This is a genomic window from Luteimonas granuli (assembly GCF_007795095.1).
Taxonomy (GTDB): domain Bacteria; phylum Pseudomonadota; class Gammaproteobacteria; order Xanthomonadales; family Xanthomonadaceae; genus Luteimonas; species Luteimonas granuli.
In genome coordinates this window covers 1,719,362-1,738,056 of record NZ_CP042218.1, presented here as the reverse complement: position 1 = coordinate 1,738,056, position 18,695 = coordinate 1,719,362, and the positions used below count along the sequence as shown (strand labels likewise).

The window sequence follows — 18,695 nt, the reverse complement described above, 5'->3', positions numbered from 1 at the left end:
CCGGGTTTAGACCTTGGTATAGGCGAAGCCCCGATTCGACCAAAGGCGAATAGGATGGTCGCGCGATGCGCTCGAGCATCGCGCGAAGGCTCCGGCCCGGCATCCGTCCGGCCGGGGCGATGTCCGTGCTGCGCACTCGGAGGGAACATGACCGCACTGCCCGTCCCCCATGGGACTCGTCCGGACAGGCACGCGCCTGTCGTGAAAGCCCCGCGTCGCCTGCTGGCCGCCGCAGTGGCGCTCGCCCTGCTGGCGCCGGGAGTGGCGCTGGCGCAGACCGCCAAGGAGCGCGAGCTCGAGGCCCGCGTGGCCCAGCTCGAGCGCATGGTCGAGCAGCTGCTGGCGCAGCAGGAGCAGACCAGCGCCACCGTCGCCGACACCCGCGCCGACGTGGCCGAGGTGCGCACCGCACAGACCGCGGCACCTGCCGCCCCGGCCGACGGCAAGCCGCGCATCCAGACCTCGCCGATCATGCCCTCGGCCAACGCCGGCACCACGTTCTCGTACGGCGGCATGATCAAGTTCGACACCCTTGTGACCGACACCAGCGACGGGCGGATCGCCGACGGCGGCGCCGGCCGCATGTTCTACCTGCCGGCGACGATCCCGGTGGGCGGCCCGGGCGCCGACGGTGGCGATCCCTACTTCGACACCCACGCCGCGTTCTCGCGCTTCTGGCTGAGCGCCGACCACGTCACCGACGGCGGCGACAAGTTCAAGGCGCTGATCGAGGTCGACATGTTCGGCGGTGGCAGCGCCAACCTCGGCAACGAGGAATCCACCAACACCCATGGCGTGACCGTGCGCCACGCCTACGTCAGCTGGAACGAGTGGCTGGCCGGCCAGACCTGGTCGAACTTCATGGACGTGGCGGCCCTGCCGGAAGCCGTCGACTTCGTCGGCCCGACGGACGGCACGATCTTCGTGCGCCAGGCCCAGTTGCGCTACACCAAGGGCCCGTGGTCGTTCTCGATCGAGAATCCCGAGACCACGGTCATGCCCTTCGGCGGCGGCACCAAGTTCCGCAGCGGCGACAACAGCCTGCCCGACGTCACCGCGCGCTGGACCACCAAGGGCGACTGGGGCCACTTCGCCGTGGCCGGCCTGCTCCGCCAGTACAAGCTGGCGGACGAGACCGACACCGGCGCCTCGGTCAGCGTGTCCGGCCGCTTCAACATCGGCACCAGCGACGACATCCGCTACGCGGTCAACGTCGGCCAGGGCATCGGCCGCTACCTGGCCTTCGGCCTGGGTACCGACGTGCTGGCGGACGCCAACGGCGACATCCACGCCCTCGACGGCTACGGCGCCTTCGTCGCCTGGCGCCACGCCTTCACCCCGAAGCTGCGCAGCAACCTGATGTACTCGCGCGCCGAGTTCGACAACGACAGGGCGCTCACCGGCTTCGGCGTGACCGAGATGGCGCATTCGTTCCACGCCAACCTGATCTACTCGCCGTTCCCGAAGCTGGACGTCGGCGCCGAGGTGATCTTCGGCCAGCGTTTCCTCGAAGACGACCGCGAGGGCGACCTGACCCGCGTGCAGACGCACGTGAAGTACACGTTCTGAGCCCCACCCCGCAGCGCCGCCAGGCGCCGCGGGTCTCCGCTCCCCCGTTGCGATGCACGCCCGGCACTCCTGGTGCCGGGCGTTTCGCGTTTCAGGGCTGTGGTCAAAAAAACGGTTCGGCCGCTTCGTTGGGGTCCGCGCAGCCCGCCCCACGCACAGGGGGTGTGCTTCCCCGGCAGTCTCCGCGTCCTGCTCCCACTGCCGGCCGCCGGCCATCCATGGCCGGCTGTCCGCACACCCCCTGTACGCGGGACGGGCTCCGGCGTTCTGCGGCTTCGGGAGGGAAGATCAGGAGCGGCAGAGTCGGGCTGCTCCCGGTCATGACGCTCTCCTTTTCGACGTAGGCGTCGCTCTTGAAAATCTTCCAGACCCCGCGAAAGGTCGTGCCCGCCGCGGATGCAGGGGGGATGCCCAGAGCCGGCCATGGATGGCCGGCGGCCGGATCTGGCAGCAGGACGCGGAGAATCCGGCTGGGCATCCCCCCTGCGTCCGTGGCGGGCGGCGAGCACTCGAACGGAGCGCCCGTGGCGGCCGACCCGGACTCGAACGGAGCGTCTCCGCGATCGGGAGAAGAACCAGAAAAAAGGGGCGTGCACCATGCACGCCCCCTCCTTCATTGCAGTGCCGCTATGCGACGCGGATCAATGGTCGCTCGCCGACGAGGCACCGATGCCGGTCTCGCTGCGCACCCGCAGCGCGTCGAACGCCGCGCGTTCCTGCACGGCCCGCTGGCTCCGGTCGAGCGTGGAGAACAGCCAGATCGCGACGAAGGCCAGCGGGATCGACAGGATGCCCGGGTTCGGGAACGGGACGATCGGCGCGGCGTTGCCGAACACGTCCACCCAGACCGTGCTGCTCAGCACGACCCAGAGCGTCGCGACGAACAGGCCGATGAAACCGCCGATGGTCGCCCCGCGCGTGGTGCAGCCGCGCCAGGCGATCGACAGCACCAGCACCGGGAAGTTTGCGCTGGCCGCGACCGCGAAGGCCAGGCCGACCATGAAGGCCACGTTCTGGTTCTCGAACACGATGCCCAGCAGGATCGCGATCACGCCCAGCGTCACCGTGGAGATGCGCGAGATCTTCAGCTGCTTCGCCTCCGTCGCCTTGCCGCGCGCGAAGACGTTGGCATAGAGGTCGTGCGAGATCGCCGCCGCGCCGGCCAGGGTCAGGCCCGCCACCACTGCCACGATCGTGGCGAAGGTGACCGCGGCCAGGAAGCCCAGCAGCAGGCTGCCACCGACCGCGTTGGCGAGGTGCACCGCGACCATGTTGGTGCCGCCGATCAGGCCCTTGATCATGTCGAACGAACCGTCCGACGCGACTTCGAAGAACTGCGGGTTCCGCACCAGCAGGGCGATGCCGCCGAAGCCGATGATGAAGGTCAGCAGGTAGAAGTAGCCGATGAAGGAACTGGCCCAGATCACCGACTTGCGCGCCTCCTTGGCATTGGGGACGGTGAAGAAGCGCATCAGGATGTGCGGCAGGCCCGCGGTGCCGAAGGCCAGCGCGATGCCGAGCGACAGTGCATTCAGCGGGTTGCTGCTGACCTGGGAGCCCGGGGCCATGATCGCGCTGCCGGTCGGGTGCACGCGGACCGCCTCGGCCAGCATGGCGTCGGGGTTGAACTTGAACGCCGCCAGCACGAGGAAGGCCATCAGGGTGGCGCCGAACAGCATCAGCACCGCCTTGATGATCTGCACCCAGGTGGTCGCGGTCATGCCGCCGAAGCCCACGTAGAGGATCATCAGCGCACCCACGATCACCACCGCCAGCTCGTAGCGGATGCCGAACAGCAGCACGATCAGCTTGCCCGCGCCCACCATCTGCGCGATCAGGTACAGCGCGATCACCAGCAGCGAGGCGCTGGCCGCGAGCACGCGCAGCGGCGTCTCCGACAGCCGGTACGAGGTCACGTCGGCGAAGTTGTAGCGGCCCAGGTTCCTGAGCCGTTCGGCGATCAGGAACATCACCACCGGCCAGCCGAAGAGGAAGCCGATGGCATAGATCATGCCGTCGAAGCCGCTGACGTAGACCATGCCGGCGATGCCGAGGAAGGACGCCGCCGACAGGTAGTCGCCGGCGATCGCCAGCCCGTTCTGGAAGCCGGTGATGCCGCCGCCGGCGGTGTAGAAGTCGGACGTGGTCCGGGTGCGCTTGGCCGCCCAGTACGTGATGTACATGGTCGCGACGATGAAGATCAGGAACATCACGATGGCCGGCGTGTTGGCCTGCCCGGGCGCCTGCGCGAACGCCGGAAGCGGGAGCAGGGCCGCGGCGAGCGCCGCGGCAATGGCGTGCGCGGCCCTCATGTCACGTCCCTCACGATGGCGGCGATCAGCGGGTCGTAGTGCTTGTTCGACAGGCGCACGTAGGCCGCGATCATCGCGACCGCGCTGATCGCCACCAGCACCGCGGTGAACACCCCCACGCTCATGGTCATGCCCGCCGCCAGCGGCTGCGCGAACACGTCGGGCCAGAAGGCGAGGGTCAGGATGAAACCGGCATAGATCGCCAGCATCAGCAGGAAGAAGCCGAGGCTGGCGCGACCGCGCCGCCTGTGCAACTCCTGGTACTTGGGGTGCGCGAGCACCCGCTCCACCACGTCGTTGGTCATTGCAGGTCCCTCCCGGAATTCGGACTCGCGCCGAATGTAGGAGCAGGAACGACGCAGCGGACAGACGACTTTGGTAGTAGGTGGGCCGTGCCGCCGCCGTGGCCTCCGGGCGGACGGGCGGAATGCCGGAAGGCGGCGCTACCGCGGCGGCGCGGCCAGCTCCCTGGCATCGAGGAAGCCGTCGCGGTTGACGTCCTGGCGCGCGAAGGTGGCCGCGAGGCGCTCGCGATGCCCCTCCAGGCTCAGCGCGGGACCGCGTCCGCCCGGCACTTCGTCGGGCGTGAGCACGCCGTCACCGTTGCGGTCCATCGCATGGAAGGCGTAGCCCATCCAGTCGAGGTATTCAGCCAGCGACACCCGGCCGTCGCCGTCGGCATCCATGCGTGCGATGTAGTCACCGGTCGCCATGACCTGGCCTCGCACCGGCGCGGCCATGGCCAGAGCCAGGGCGGAGCCGGATACCCAGACGACCAGCGCACCACGGGTGATGCCCGCAATGCGACGGCCCGGCTGTTTCCAGCCGGGCCGTCCGAAGGGGTCGCACTGGATCGACGCGTCCACGGCGTCGCCCCCGTCAGCCTCGCGCCGGCTGCAACGAATAGCCCTTCAGGCGTGCCGCGTAGTCCTGCAGCGCGCGGATGCCGCTGGCCTCGGCCTCCCGGCACCAGGCCTGCAGGTGGGCGAGCGACTCGGCGGCGGTGTGGCTGCGCGCCTCGAGCACCGCCGCCAGGCGCGCGCGATACTCCACCAGGGTCCGGATCCGCGGACGCTGCTCGACCCAGTCATGCAGCTGCGCACGCGCGTCGGGCTGCAGCCAGCGGCCGTCGTCGACCAGGCCGCGGCGCAGCTTGCGCGGGAGCAGCGCGCGCAGCTTCGCGCCGGCGTTGGCGGCCTCCTCGCGCAGCGCCGGCTTGAGCACCCGCTTCTGGTAGTCGGTCATGGCCTGGAAGCGCAGGGCCAGCAGGGCCTTGAGGGTGTCCGAGTCGGGAACATGGATGTTCGGCCGCACGTCGAGCGAGGGCGCGACGCGCAGCACCCTGGCCAAGCGCAGCGCCTGGAGGCCACGGATCGCGGCCCAGCCGATGTCGAACTCCCAGCGGCGCAGCGCGAACCTGGCGGAGCTCGGGAAGGCGTGGTGGTTGTTGTGCAGCTCCTCGCCGCCGATCCATACGCCCCAAGGGCTGAGGTTGGTGGCGGTGTCGGAAGTCTCGAAGTTGCGATAGCCCCACCAGTGGCCGAGTCCGTTGACCACGCCGGCGGCCCAGAACGGGATCCACGCCATCTGGATCGCCCAGATCGCGACGCCCGCGGCGCCGAACAGCACGATGTTGATGGCCAGCATCAGCACCGGGCCCATGGTCGCGTGCGGAGTGTAGAGCTTGCGCTCGATCCAGTCGTCGGGCGTGCCGCGGCCGTACTGCTCCATGTCGGCGCGGTTGGCGCGCGCCTCGCGGTAAAGCTCGGCGCCGCGCCAGAAGACCGCCTTGATGCCCTTGTGCATCGGGCTGTGCGGATCCTCCTCGGTCTCACAGCGCGCGTGGTGCTTGCGATGGATGGCCACCCACTCCTTCGTGATCATCGAGGTGGTGAGCCAGCACCAGAATCGGAAGAAGTGCGCCAGCGCGGGGTGGAAGTCGACGCCGCGATGGGTCTGGCTGCGGTGCAGGTAGAGCGTGACCGTGAAGATGGTCAGCTGGGTGACGACCAGGAAATACGCGAACAGGCCCCAGAAGCCGGACTGGACCAGGCCGCCGGCGAGGAAATCGAGCAGGGAAGCGGACATGAGCGGGAGAAGGAGATGACGGGAGGTACCGCCCCATGATGGGACGTGGCCCTGGCGATTGCCATCCCTGCGGCGGCGCATGGCGCCGCCCCGATTCACCTTCCCACCGCGGCTTGTGGCGCGGTGCCCGCGCCCCCACGCTCCCGCTCATGCCCGAGCTGCCCGAAGTCGAAACCACCCGCCGCGGCCTGGCGCCGCACCTCGAAGGCGCGAGAGTCGAACGCGTGCTGCTGCGTCGCCCCGACCTGCGCTGGCCGATCCCGCCCGAGGTCGGCGAACGGCTGCCCGGGCAGCGCATCGACGCCGTGCGCCGGCGTGCGAAGTACCTCCTGCTCGACACCGCCGCCGGCAGCGCCCTGCTCCACCTCGGCATGTCCGGCAGCCTGCGCGTGCTGCCGGTGGACACTCCGGCCGGCCTTCACGACCACGTCGACATCGCGCTTGCCGGCCGCGGCGGCCCCATGCGGGTGCTTCGCTTCACCGATCCGCGGCGCTTCGGCAGCCTCCTGTGGCAGCCACCGGGCGAACTGCATCCGCTGCTCGCCGGACTGGGCCCGGAGCCGCTGGGCGAGGCGTTCGACGGCGACCACCTGTTCGAGCGCAGCCGCGGGCGCAGGGCCCCCGTGAAGGCCTTCCTCATGGACCAGCGGGTGGTGGTCGGCGTGGGCAACATCTATGTGGCCGAGGCCCTGTTCGCCGCGGGAGTGTCGCCGCTGCGCGCGGCCGGGCGGGTGTCGCGGGAGCGCTACGGGCGGATCGCGGAAGAGATCCGCCGGGTCCTGGCCGGGGCCATCGACCGCGGCGGCACCACCCTGCGCGACTTCATCTCCCCTGACGGCGCTCCCGGCTACTTTGAACAGGAGCTCTCCGCGTACGGCCGCGGCGGCGAGCCCTGCCCGCGCTGCGGCCGTCCACTCCGCCAGGCGACGATCGCCCAGCGGACCACGGTCTGGTGCGCGGCCTGCCAGCGCTGAGCGGCGGCGCTATGATCGGTTGAGAGAGGGGGCCCATGGCCGACACCGCAGGAAACATCACGCTGTTGCTCGACGCCGCCCGCGACGGTGACCGCGGCGCGCTCGACCACGTGCTCGCCGCGCTCTACCAGGAGCTGCACGGCATGGCCCGGCGCCAGCTGGCCGGTCAGTACGGGCAGACACTGGATGCCACCGCCCTGGTCCACGAGGCCTACCTGAAGCTGATCGGCCGCCGCGAGGCGCATTTCGACGACCGCGCCCACTTCTTCGCCTATGCCGCCTCCGCCATGCGCAGCGTGGTGGTCGACTACGCGCGGCAGCGCATGGCGCAGAAGCGCGGCGGCGACCTGCACCGGGTCACCGACCTGCCCGAGGACATCGAGGGCGGCCTGCGCCTGGACGAGGAAATGCTTGCCCTGGACACCGCGCTGACCCGGCTGGCGGCGGTCGACGAGCGCCTGGCGCACGTGGTGGAGCTGCGGTACTTCGCCGGCCTCTCGGAGCTCGAGATCGCGGAGCTGCTGCAACGCTCGGAGCGCAGCATCCGCCGCGACTGGCAGAAAGCGAGGCTCTATCTTCTCGCCTCGCTGAAGGCCGACTGACGGAGCGCGGGACGGGGCCTGGCATGGATCCCGACCGCTGGCAGCGCCTGTCCCCGCTGCTCGACGCTCTGCTCGAGCTCGAGCCCGGCGCGCGCGCCCACAGGCTCGCCTCGATGCGCACGGACGACCCGGCCCTGGCCGCCGAGCTCGAGGGCCTGCTCGGACTGGAAGAAGGCCGGGAGGATTTCCTCGCCGAACCCGTGGTCTCGCAGCTTCCGCTGGCCCGCGCCGGCGTGCTCGTCGGCCCCTACCGGCTGGAACGCATGCTGGGCGAGGGCGGCATGGGCCAGGTCTGGCTGGCCAGCCGCGCCGACGGCATGTACCAGCGCCAGGTGGCGCTGAAGCTGCTGCGCCCCGGGCTGGCCGACCCCGACCTGCGCCTGCGCTTCACCCGCGAACGGCAGATCCTTGCGCGGCTCGGCCACGCCCACATCGCGCGCCTGCTCGACGCCGGCATCAGCGCCGACCAGCAGCCCTACCTCGCGCTGGAGTACGTCGACGGTGAACCGATCACGGACTGGTGCCGCTCGCGGGCACCCTCCGTGGAGGCGCGGCTGCGCCTGTTCCTGCAGGTCTGCGAGGCGGTCAGCCACGCTCATGCCAACCTGATCGTGCACCGCGACCTGAAGCCTTCGAACATCCTGGTGACGCCGCTGGACGAGGTCCGTCTGCTCGACTTCGGCATCGCCAAACTGCTCGACACGCCCGACGGCGGCCCCGAGAGCACGCGCGCCGATGCCCGCGCGTTCACCCTGCACTACGCCGCTCCGGAGCAGGTCCGGGGCGAGCCGGTCACGACCATGACCGACGTGTACTCGCTGGGCGTGGTGCTCTACGAGATGCTGGCCGGAGACAAGCCCTACCGGCTCCGCCGCCCCAGCGACGCGGAGTGGGAGGAGGCGATCCTGAGCGCCGATCCGCTGCGCCCGTCGGTGGCTCTGCAGCGGAACACGAGCCGCATCCGCGGCGCGCCGGCGCAGCTGCGGCGAGATGCCCGCCGGATCGCCGGCGACCTGGACAATATCGTGCTCAAGGCGCTGTCCAAGGCTCCGGAGCAGCGGTACGCCTCGGCCGACGCCCTGGCCCAGGACCTGCGTCGCTACCTCGACGGCAGACCGGTGCGCGCGCGCGCGCAGAGCCTGGGATATCGCGCGCGCAAGTACATGGTGCGCCACCGCTGGGCGCTGGGGACCGGCGTCGCGGTGCTGTCGGTGATGGTCGCGGCACTGGCGATCGTGGCCTGGCAGGCGCAGCAGGCGATGCAGCAGGCGGCGCGGGCGCGCGCGCTGCAGAGCTTCATGATCGGCCTGTTCGAGAACGCGGGCAGCGCACCCGGCGGAACACCGCTGGACGTGCGCTGGCTGCTCGAGGACGGCGTGCGCAGCGGTGAGCTCGAGCTCGCGCAGCAGCCGGTGGCGCTGGCCGAGCTGCTGGGCGTGGTCGGGCGCCTGCGCGCGAGCCTGGGCGACTACGCGGTGGCGCTGCATCTGCAGCAGCGCCAGGCGGCGATCATCTCGGGCATCCCCGAGCCACCGCCCGGGCTGCTGCTGCAGGCGGCCGCCGACCTGGGCCGCACCCACCGCCTGCTCGGCCGGGCCGACATCTGCCGCGACGTGATGCAGCCGATGCAGGCGCTGGCGCTGCGCGAACAGGAGCGCCTGTCCTCGCTCGCCGCGGACTTCCATACCCAGTTCGCGCGATGCCTGCGCGACCGCGGCGAGTTCGACGCCGCGCGCGCGGGCTTCGCGAGATCGCTGGCGATCCGCCGCGGCCTGCCCGGCAACGAAGCCGGCGAAGTCGAGAACCTCTCCGACCTCGCCAGCCTGCGCGCGGCCACCGGCCAGAACGCACTGGCCCTGCGCGAACAGCGCGCGGCGCTCGCGCTGCTGCGCGCGCGCGTGGGTCCGAGGCATCGGCAGGCGGTCGACATCCTGCGCTCGACCTGCCTGCTGCAGCGCGAACTCGGCGACCTGGACGCAGCCGAGGCCGACTGCCGCGAAGCGCTGGAGCTCGCCCTGGAGGTCCACGGCACGGATCATCGCGCGACCGTGGACGCTCGCCGGCAGCTGGCCATGCTGCTCCTCGACGGTGGCCGCCTGGGCGAGGCCGATGTGATCTTCCGCGACGCCCAGGCCTGGCTGGTGTCGCGGCTGGGCACCCGGCATGCCGACGTCGCCCGCAACGGCACAAGCATGGCGATGGTGGCCTGGGAGCGCGGCGATCTCGACGAGGCGATCGCCGGGCTGCGCGCCGTCACCGCGACATGGCGCGCACTGGACGAGCCGGCCATGCTGGCGACGGCGCTGTTCAACGAAGCACGGGTGCTGCATGAAGCCGGTGCACAGGCCCAGGCCGCGGCCGCGCTCGAGGAATCGCTGCGGCTGCGCGGCGAACACGACCGCGACCACGCTCTCATCGGCGATACCCTGCGGCTCCTGGGCGAAGTGGAGGCTGCCCGCGGGCGGTACGACAAGGCGCTGGCGACGCTGCGGCGCGCTGCGGCGCTGACCGGCGCGGCCCACGGCTCGACGCATCCCGCCGCGCGCCGCGCCGGAGCTGGCGCTGGCGCGGCTGGAGGCGGAGAACGGCTCCGAGGGCGCGCTGGCCGGGCTGGACCGCCTCGCCAGCCTGCCCGAATCGGATCCGGAGCTGCGCGGCATCGTATGGAGTGCGCGCGCCGCCGCCGCCGGGCTGCGTTGCCGGGGCCCGCGGCGCAAGGAGTCGCTGGCGATGTTCAGCGCCCTCGGGCAACGGATCGACATGGTCCGCCCCGAAGGCGGAGTGGTGGTGCGCGAGGTCCAGCGCTGGCGCCGGCGCTGCGATCCGCCGCCGGCCTGAATCCCCGCTCAGCCCAGCGGCAGCGGTGGCTGCAGGGGCTCGATGCGGCCCTCGCCGCGCATCACTCGCTTGAACTCGGCCCGGCTCACGGACACGTAGCGCTCATTGCCGCCGATCTCGACCTGCGGCCCGTCCTGCACCGCGCGGCCGCGCTCGTCCACGCGCACGGTCATGGTCGCCTTGCTGCCGCTGTGGCAGATGGTCTTGATCTCCTGGATCTCGTCGGCCCAGGCCAGCAGGGACAGGCTGCCCTCGAACAGTTCGCCGCGGAAATCGGTGCGCAGGCCGTAGCACAGGACCGGTACGCCCACCGCGTCGACCACCTCGGACAGCTGCCAGACCTGCGCGCGCGACAGGAACTGGGCTTCGTCCACCAGCACGCAGTGCAGCCGGCCGTGGGCGGCGATGTCGGCCTCCACGAGGGCCAGCAGATCGTCGTCGCGCCGGAAGGCCAGCGCCTCGGCCTGCAGCCCGATGCGCGAGGCCACCATGCCGGGGCCGGCGCGATGGTCGAGCGCAGGCGCCAGCACCAGCACCCGCATCCCGCGCTCGCGGTAGTTGTGCGCGGACTGCAGGAGCGTGGTGGTCTTTCCGGCGTTCATCGCCGAGTAGTAGAAGTAGAGCTTGGCCATGCGCGAAGTGTAAGACGGTCCGGCCATGGCCCGCGAAGGCATGCCGGGGCCCGGTTAGAATGCCCGGCCCCCCGTCGCCGGCAGTCGAACCGTTGTCGCTCAACCCCCAGCAAAGCGCCGCAGTCATGCACTGCGAAGGCCCGCTCCTCGTGCTCGCCGGCGCCGGCAGCGGCAAGACCCGGGTGATCGTGGAGAAGATCGCGCACCTGGTCGACTCCGGACGCTACCCGGCCAGGCGGATCGCCGCGATCACCTTCACCAACAAGTCGGCGAAGGAAATGCGCGAGCGCGTCACCCGGCGGCTCCGGGGCGACGCCGCCGAGGGCCTGACCGTCTCCACCTTCCACGCGCTCGGCCTGCGCATGCTGCAGATCGAGCATGAGCGGGCGGGCCTGCGCCGCGGATTCTCGATCTTCGACGCCGACGATGCGACGGCCCAGTTCAGGGACCTCATGCCGGGTGCCAAACCCGACGCCGTGCAGGCCATGCAGGGCCTGGTGTCGCGCGCGAAGAACGCCGGCCTGTCGCCGGACGAGGCGCGCGCGCTGGCGCGCTCCACGCCCGAGCACGAAGCCGCGATGCTGTACGAGCTCTACCAGGCGCGCCTGGCGGCGTTCAACGCAGTCGACTTCGACGACCTGATCCGGCTCCCTGTGCAACTGCTGGAAGGCGATGAGGACTGCGCACTGGGCTGGCGCGAGCGCATCGGCTATCTGCTTGTGGACGAATGCCAGGACACCAACGACGCCCAGTACCGGCTGCTCAAGGCGCTGGCCGGCGACAAGGGCAACTTCACCTGCGTGGGGGACGACGACCAGTCGATCTACGCCTGGCGCGGCGCCAACCCGGAGAACCTGTCGCAGATGGCGCGCGACTATCCGGCGCTGAAGGTGGTCAAGCTGGAGCAGAACTACCGCTGCTCCAACCGGGTGCTGCGCGCGGCCAATGCGCTGATCGCCAACAACCCGCACGAACACCTGAAGACGCTGTGGAGCGCGAACGCCGACGGCGAGCGCATCCGCGTCTGGGAATGCCGCGACGCCGCCCACGAGGCCGAGCGCGTGGCCGCCGAGATCCAGTTCATCAACGCCGCGCGCAAGGTGGAATGGAGCGAGTTCTGCATCCTGTTCCGCGGCAACCACCAGTCGCGCGCGCTGGAAAAAGCCCTGCAGCTGCTGCGCGTGCCCTATCACCTGTCCGGCGGCACCGCCTTCCTGGACCGCGGCGAAGTGAAGGACGCGCTGGCCTGGCTGCGCATGCTGGCCAACCCGGACGATGACGCCGCCTTCCTGCGCGCGGTGCAGTCGCCGGGCCGCGGCGTCGGTGCGACCACGCTGGCGAAGCTGGCGGAACTCTCGCGCCACGCCGGAATGCCGATGTCGCGGGCGATCGAATCGGTCGGCCTGCTGAAACAGCTGGCGCCGCGCGCGGCCGCGGCGCTTTCGGGCTTCGCCGATCTGGTGCGCGGGCTGCGCGCGGAGGCGGCCCGGCTGCCGCCGTCGGAGCTGGTGCGCAGCCTCAACGAGCGCTCCGGCCTGCTCGCGGCGCTGCGCGCGCAGTGCAAGACCGAGGAGATGTTCCGCATCCGCCGCGGCAACCTCGACGAACTGGCCGACTGGTTCGACGGTGCCCGCGGCGGCGCCGGTCCGGGCGAGCTCGCCGCATCGCTGGCCCTGCTCAGCCACGCCGACAAGGGCGATCCCGGCAACCAGGTCCGGCTGATGAGCCTGCACGCGGCCAAGGGCCTGGAGTTCCGCTGCGTCTTCATCGTCGGCGTGGACGACGACACCCTGCCGCACGAGGCCAGCGTCGAGGAAGGCCGCATCGACGAGGAGCGGCGGCTGCTGTACGTGGGCATCACCCGCGCCAAGGAGCAGCTGTGGCTGTCGTATGCGCGCGAGGCGCAGCGCTGGGGCGAGCGCCTGCGCCTCGCGCCGAGCCGGTTCCTGGACGAGCTGCCCGCCGCCGAGCTGCAGCGCGACGGCGCCGACCCGGTGGCGGACGCTGCCCGGAAGAAGGAGCGCGCCGACGTCGGCTTCGCCGCGATCCGGGCGCTGCTGGAAGGCTGACCGCGCGCCCGGCGGGTAGACTCCGGGCTTTCCCGATCCGGTCATCCCGATGCGCATCCACCTCCGCGCCGCTCCGGCGCGCGTCGCCTTCCTGGCCGCCGCCGCGCTCACGCTGGCCGCCTGCCGGCATGTTCCCGCTTCCACCGAGGTGCCGGCCGCCGCGGCGACCGATGCGGTGGCCGCGACGTCCATCGCCGCAGCCGCCGACGACAACCTCAATGCCGTGCTCTGGCTGCAGCGCTCGGTGGAATACCGGGCCATCTCGGAATCCCTGTTCCATGCCGCCACGGGGCGCCTGGACGCCGCCCTCGCCGATCCCTCATGGGATGCGCTGGTTCCCGCCGAACGTGCCGCCGCCGGCGACGCGGCCGGGCTGCCCCCGGCGGTGATCCTCGACATCGACGAGACCGTGCTCGACAACTCCGCCTACCAGGCCCGCCTCGTGATCGATGGCGGCGAGTTCTCCGACGCCACCTGGGACGCCTGGGTGGAGGAACGGCGGGCGATCGCGGTGCCGGGCGCCGTCGCGTTCACCCGGGCGGCGGCGGCGAAGGGCGTCACCGTGTTCTACATCTCCAACCGCAGCGCCGCGCTGGGCGATGCGACGCTCGCCAACCTGCGCAGCCAGGGGCTGCCGGTCCAGCACGGGGAGGTGTTCCTGGGGCTGGGCACCCCGGTGCCGGGCTGCGAGCAGGCCGGATCGGGCAAGACCTGCCGTCGGCAGCTGGTCGGGCGCGGCCACCGCGTGCTGATGCAGTTCGGCGACCAGTTGGGCGACTTCGTCCAGGCCGCGGCCAACACCCGGGAGCAGCATGAGGCGTTGCACGTCGACTACCGGGACTGGTTCGGCGCGCGATGGTGGGTGCTCCCGAATCCGTCGTATGGGGCCTGGGAGCCGGCCAGCTTCGGCAACGACTGGCGCCTTCCGAGGTCCGAGAGGCGCGCACGGAAACGCGAGGCGCTCCGCGTCGACAGGTAACAATTTCAATGTGTTAGTGGTGAATACTTCAGGTATTGCATAAGAATTTGAGCCGGAGTAGGCTGTTCCGCGCCACAACACAGTCCTCCGGCTCCGGCCGGTTTCCACGGGAGGCCCGGCGCTTCCCGTTTTTTTTGGTTCTTCTCCCGGCTCCGGGGGTGATGGCGGCAGTCGGCGCGCTCACGCGCTCCCGCGCCTGGCGCACCGTCGCGCGGTGGGGCCGCTTCGTTGGGGCCCGCGCCGCCCGTCCCGCGGGCGGTGGGGCCGCTTCGTTGGGCCCCGCGCCGCCCGTCCCGCGGGCGTGGGGCCGCTTCGTTGGAGCCCGCGCCGCCCGTCCCGCGTACAGGGGGTGTGCTCCCCCGGCCGTCTCCGCGTCCTGCTGCCACGGCCGGCCGCCGGCCATCCCTGGCCGGCTGTCCGCACACCCCCTGTACGCGGGACGGGCTCCGGCGTTCTCCGGCTTCGGGAGGGAAGATCAGGAGCAGGAGCGGTCGCGAGCAGGGGAAGTCCTGGTCCTGACGCTCTCCGTTTTGACGTCGACGTCGCTCCAGACCGCGACCAAAGGTCGTGCCCGCCGCGGATGCAGGGGGGACGTCCAGAGGGAATTTCCGGGGAACTGCCGGGCGGGGCGTCTTCCGGCCTGTGACCGCGTCGGCTTGCCGCGTCCGACGACGCGCGGCCAAGATGCCGGCTTTCTCCTTGGGGGATGCCCATGCCACCGTTCCTGCGGCCGCTGCTGGTCGCCACCGCCGCGGCCGGCCTTGCGCTCGTCGCGTGCCGCCCGGCGCCGCCGGACGCGGCGGTGCCGTTACGCAGCGACCTCAGCCGGCCCACGCTGGCCGTGCAGGCTCTGACGGGGCACATGCGCAGCGGCGATTTCGCCGCGTTCGCCCGCGACGCGGTGCCGCCGGCGCTGCATGCCCGCCTCCAGGACGCATGGCGGGCGGGGCACACGCGCTGGCCGCTCGACGAACTGCCCTTCTCGGAGCATCTGCCCGGGATCCTCGGCGCACTGGCCGCCCCGGACGCCGAAGCGGCGCTCACGGCGGGCTTCGAGCGCCAGTTCGCCGGCCACGGCCGCGAGATCCGCGCGGCCGCCGCGACCGTGGGCATGTTCGGCGTCCAGTACGTCTCCAACCAGGGCGATTTCAGCGACCACGAACGCGAGCATTACGCCCAGCTGGTGACCGCGGTCGCGCACTGGGCCGCCCGGGCGCCGCTGTCCGACCGCGCGCAGGCCGCCGCCGCGATCGCCCGGCTCGCCGAGGCCGCGCGCGCGGCCGGCCCGACCACCGCGGAAGGCATCGCCGCCGCCGGCATGGACGCGTCGCTGCAGCGCCTGGGCGCGTTCTCCAGCGAGGTCAGGGCGGTGCTGGCCGGCTACGGGCTGGATCTCGACGCCGCGTTCGACAGCGTCGAGGCCGGGCTGCAGGTCCAGCAGGGCGACAAGGCGACGGTCCGCCTGCGCTACACGCTCGCCGGCACCGCGATCGACACGGTGGTGCCGGTCGAGCGCATCGACGGCCGTTGGTATCTCAGCGACTTCCTGCGCCATGCGCGCTCGGCCGCGTCCGGCGCCGCGGCTGCCGATCCGCCGGGACCGGTGGCCGTTCCCTGATCGCCGACCGCCCTTGGGCATAATGCCGAAGATGCCGAACCAGCCTTCCCTCTTCGACTCCGACCCCACCGCGACCGAACGTACCCAGGGTGCGGCCATGGCCGGCGACGCCCGTCCGCCGGCCGGCGAGGGCGAGGACCCCGCCCCGGGCGTGTCCCCGGGCGGCCGGCCGCGCCAGCCCATCGGCGGTCCGCGGCCCCCCGGGGGTCGCCGCTCGCGGCCCTGGTGGGCGCGTCTGCTGGCCCGCGTGCTGGCGCCGTGGATCGACCTCAGCATCGAACCCCAGGGCCCCGGCGAGGCGCTGGAGGGCCGTCCGGTCTGCTATGTGCTCGAGGACTACGGTCTTTCCAACGCGCTGATCCTGGACCGTGCCTGCGGTGAAGCCGGGCTGCCGTCGCCGCTGCTGCCGCTGGCCGGCGACCCGCTGGGACGCAAGCGCGCCTACGTGGCGCTGTCGCGGCGCAACGCCGGCAGCGCCCTGGAGCTGGCGACCCGGCTCGCCACTCCGCGCAAGCCGAAGAAGAAGAGCCACTCCGACTCGCTGGCCCGCCTGCTGGAGGCGCACCGCGTCGATCCGGCGCTGGACGTGCAGCTGGTTCCGGTCTCCATCTTCGTCGGCCGTGCGCCGGACAAGAACAGCGGCTGGTTCTCGGTGCTGTTTTCGGAGAACTGGGCGATCGTCGGCCGCTTCCGGCGCTTGCTGGCGATCCTGCTCAACGGACGCGACACCCTGGTGCGCTTCTCGCCACCGGTGGCGGTGCGCGACATCGTCGCCGAGGGCCTGGAGCCGGAGCGCGAGGTGCGCAAGGTCTCGCGCCTGCTGCGCACGCATTTCAACCGCATCCGCGCCGCCGTCATCGGCCCCGACCTGTCCACCCGCCGCCTGCTCGTGGACAAGGTGCTGTCCTCGGCGCCGGTGCGCGAGGCCATCGCCGACCAGGCGCGCCGCGAGAGCGGCGACGCCGACAGGGCCCGGGCGGAGGCCTGGAAGAAGGCGCACGGCTACGCCTACGAGATCGCCGCCGACTATTCGCACCCCGTGGTGCGCTCGGCCAGCTTCCTGCTGACCACGGTCTGGAACCGGATCTTCCGCGGCGTGCTGGTGCACCACCTCGATCAGCTCAAGGCCGCCGCGCCGGGCCACGAGGTGGTCTACGTGCCCTGCCACCGCAGCCACATGGACTACCTGCTGCTGTCCTATCTCCTCTACACCCGCGGCATCGTGCCGCCGCACATCGCCGCAGGCATCAACCTCAACCTGCCGGTGATCGGCACCATCCTGCGCAAGGGCGGCGCGTTCTTCATCCGCCGGAGCTTCCGCGGCAACGCTCTGTACTCGGCGGTGTTCACCGAATACGTGGCGCAGCTGGTGGCCGGCGGCTATTCGATCGAGTACTTCATCGAGGGCGGGCGCTCGCGCACCGGGCGCCTGCTGCAGCCCAAGGGCGGCATGGTGGCGATGACCGTGCGCGCCTTCCTGCGCCAGCCCACGCGCCCGGTACTGTTCCAGCCGGTGTACATCGGCTACGAGAAGCTGATGGAGGGCAACAGCTACTTCGATGAACTTTCGGGAAAGCCCAAGGAGAAGGAGTCGATCTGGGCGCTGCTGTGGGGCATCCCGAAGGTGCTGCGCCAGAACTACGGCCAGGTGGTGGTGAACTTCGGCGAGCCCATCCCGCTCGCCGGCCTGCTCGCCGAGCACGCCGGCGGCTGGGACGGGAAGCCGCTGCCCGACGACGAGAAGCCCGACTGGCTGTCGGACACCGTCGACGCCACCACCCAGCGGATCCAGGAGCACGTCAACAGCGCCGCCGACGTCAACCCGATCAACCTGCTGGCGCTGGCCCTGCTGTCCACGCCCAAGCACGCGATGGGCGAGGGCGACCTGACCGCACAGATCGTGCTGTCCAAGAAGCTGCTGGCCGAGGTGCCCTACAGCCCGCTGGTGACGGTGACTCCGCATTCGCCGGAGCAGATCATCGCCCACGGCGAGGAGATCGGCGTGCTGCACCGCGTGGTGCATCCGCTGGGCGACGTGCTGCGCGTGGACGGCGACACCGCCGTCCTGCTGTCCTACTTCCGCAACAACGTCGTCCACCTGTTCACGGCGTCGGCCTGGATCGCCTGCTGCTTCCTGCACAACCGGCGCATGGCGCACGACACCCTGCTGCGCATCGGCCGCACCATGTATCCCTTCCTGCAGGGCGAACTGTTCCTGCCCTGGGACGAGGACGGATTCGCCGAACGCATCGACGCCACCATCGCGCTGTTCGTGCGCGAGGGCCTGCTCGAGCGCGTGGGCGAGGACGACGGCGGCATCCTCGCCCGCCAGGCCGGGCAGTCGGACGAGGTGTTCCGCCTGCGCGCGCTCGGCCATCCGCTGCAGCAGGCGTTCGAGCGCTACTACATCGCGACCTCGGTGCTGGCCAAGAACGGCTCGGGCGCACTCGGCGCGGGCGAACTCGAAAGCCTGTGCCAGCTCGCGGCGCAGCGGCTCTCCCTGCTGTACGCGCCGGCCGCGCCCGAGTTCTTCGACCGGGCACTGTTCCGCGGCTTCATCCAGAAGCTGCGCGAGATGGAGCTGGTGAAGCTGGACCGGAACAGCAAGCTGGCCTTCGACGAGCGCCTGGCCGCCTTCGCCCGCGACGCCAAGATCATCCTGGGTCGCGAGCTGCGACATACGATCGAAAAGATCAGCCCCGAAGCGGCGCCGGCGGAAGACGCTCCGGCAGGCTCCGGATCCTGAGCAGCGGCTGGGGGGCGGATCAGGCGGGCTCGTCGGGGATCAACGCGGAGTCCAGCCGCTCGATGGCGTCCTTCAGCATCAGCTTGCGCTTCTTCAGGCGCTTGACCACCAGTTCGTCGACCTGGATGTCCAGCTGCAGGCGGGCGATCACGGCGTCGAGGTCGCGATGCTCCTCCCGCAGCTCGAGCAGCCGTCGGCAGAGCCGTGCCTGTTCGCTGGCGTCGGTGGGTCGCATCGTGGCCCAAAGGGTACACAATGACGCCGCGCC

The 18,695-nt window shown here is 71.3% G+C and carries 13 protein-coding genes and 1 pseudogene; 8 read left to right on the top strand and 6 right to left on the bottom strand.

Annotated elements, in window-relative coordinates; translation table 11 throughout:
• Positions 1-147: 147 nt before the first annotated feature.
• On the top strand, positions 148-1,569 hold the full coding sequence (locus FPZ22_RS07960; RefSeq protein WP_168198968.1) for a DcaP family trimeric outer membrane transporter: 1,422 nt from the start codon (positions 148-150) through the stop codon (positions 1,567-1,569).
• 641 nt (positions 1,570-2,210) lie between these two features.
• Here the strand turns inward: FPZ22_RS07960 and FPZ22_RS07955 are convergent.
• The 4 genes from FPZ22_RS07955 to FPZ22_RS07940 all read right to left on the bottom strand — a co-directional run bounded on the left by FPZ22_RS07955 (position 2,211) and on the right by FPZ22_RS07940 (position 5,969).
• Positions 2,211-3,881, bottom strand: coding sequence for a cation acetate symporter (locus tag FPZ22_RS07955; RefSeq protein WP_144891951.1), 1,671 nt, complete (start codon positions 3,879-3,881; stop codon positions 2,211-2,213).
• Positions 3,878-4,186 (bottom strand): DUF485 domain-containing protein, encoded by a 309-nt coding sequence (locus FPZ22_RS07950; RefSeq protein ID WP_144891950.1) that lies wholly within the window; start codon positions 4,184-4,186, stop codon positions 3,878-3,880. The genes FPZ22_RS07955 and FPZ22_RS07950 overlap by 4 nt, the downstream gene beginning before the upstream one ends.
• A gap of 138 nt (positions 4,187-4,324) precedes the next feature.
• Positions 4,325-4,621 carry an EF-hand domain-containing protein gene (locus FPZ22_RS07945; protein WP_144894049.1) on the bottom strand — a complete coding sequence of 99 codons (297 nt, stop codon included), beginning with the start codon at positions 4,619-4,621 and terminating at the stop codon, positions 4,325-4,327.
• A 139-nt stretch (positions 4,622-4,760) separates the two neighbouring features.
• Positions 4,761-5,969, bottom strand: a complete 1,209-nt coding sequence (locus FPZ22_RS07940) for a DesA family fatty acid desaturase (protein ID WP_144891947.1) — start codon at positions 5,967-5,969, stop codon at positions 4,761-4,763.
• A gap of 149 nt (positions 5,970-6,118) precedes the next feature.
• On the opposite strand from FPZ22_RS07940, the gene mutM reads away from it, so the two are divergent.
• From mutM to FPZ22_RS14080, 3 genes and pseudogenes are all read left to right on the top strand, one after another.
• Positions 6,119-6,943 carry a bifunctional DNA-formamidopyrimidine glycosylase/DNA-(apurinic or apyrimidinic site) lyase gene (mutM, locus tag FPZ22_RS07935; RefSeq protein WP_144891945.1) on the top strand — a complete coding sequence of 275 codons (825 nt, stop codon included), beginning with the start codon at positions 6,119-6,121 and terminating at the stop codon, positions 6,941-6,943.
• Positions 6,944-6,978: 35 nt separating this feature from the next.
• Positions 6,979-7,545, top strand: a complete 567-nt coding sequence (locus FPZ22_RS07930; RefSeq protein ID WP_144891943.1) for an ECF-type sigma factor — start codon at positions 6,979-6,981, stop codon at positions 7,543-7,545.
• Positions 7,546-7,568: 23 nt separating this feature from the next.
• A pseudogene (locus FPZ22_RS14080) lies at positions 7,569-9,614 on the top strand (serine/threonine-protein kinase); the annotation flags it as partial.
• Between the two features lie 777 nt (positions 9,615-10,391).
• On the opposite strand, the gene FPZ22_RS13640 reads toward FPZ22_RS14080, so the two are convergent.
• Positions 10,392-11,015, bottom strand: coding sequence for a thymidine kinase (locus FPZ22_RS13640; RefSeq protein WP_168199024.1), 624 nt, complete (start codon positions 11,013-11,015; stop codon positions 10,392-10,394).
• Between the two features lie 59 nt (positions 11,016-11,074).
• Between FPZ22_RS13640 and FPZ22_RS07920 the strand changes: the two genes are divergently transcribed.
• The 4 genes from FPZ22_RS07920 to plsB all read left to right on the top strand — a co-directional run bounded on the left by FPZ22_RS07920 (position 11,075) and on the right by plsB (position 18,427).
• Entirely contained in the window at positions 11,075-13,084 is a 2,010-nt protein-coding gene (locus FPZ22_RS07920; RefSeq protein WP_144891939.1) for a UvrD-helicase domain-containing protein, read from the top strand.
• Positions 13,085-13,133: 49 nt separating this feature from the next.
• Complete coding sequence (locus tag FPZ22_RS07915; RefSeq protein WP_144891937.1) at positions 13,134-14,063, top strand: 5'-nucleotidase, lipoprotein e(P4) family; 930 nt, start codon at positions 13,134-13,136, stop codon at positions 14,061-14,063.
• A gap of 712 nt (positions 14,064-14,775) precedes the next feature.
• Positions 14,776-15,681 (top strand): hypothetical protein, encoded by a 906-nt coding sequence (locus tag FPZ22_RS07910; protein ID WP_144891935.1) that lies wholly within the window; start codon positions 14,776-14,778, stop codon positions 15,679-15,681.
• Between the two features lie 97 nt (positions 15,682-15,778).
• Complete coding sequence (gene plsB, locus FPZ22_RS07905) at positions 15,779-18,427, top strand: glycerol-3-phosphate 1-O-acyltransferase PlsB (RefSeq protein ID WP_144894047.1); 2,649 nt, start codon at positions 15,779-15,781, stop codon at positions 18,425-18,427.
• A 19-nt stretch (positions 18,428-18,446) separates the two neighbouring features.
• Here plsB and FPZ22_RS07900 read toward each other — a convergent pair whose 3' ends face one another.
• Positions 18,447-18,662, bottom strand: a complete 216-nt coding sequence (locus FPZ22_RS07900) for a YdcH family protein (RefSeq protein ID WP_144891933.1) — start codon at positions 18,660-18,662, stop codon at positions 18,447-18,449.
• Positions 18,663-18,695: the final 33 nt, after the last annotated feature.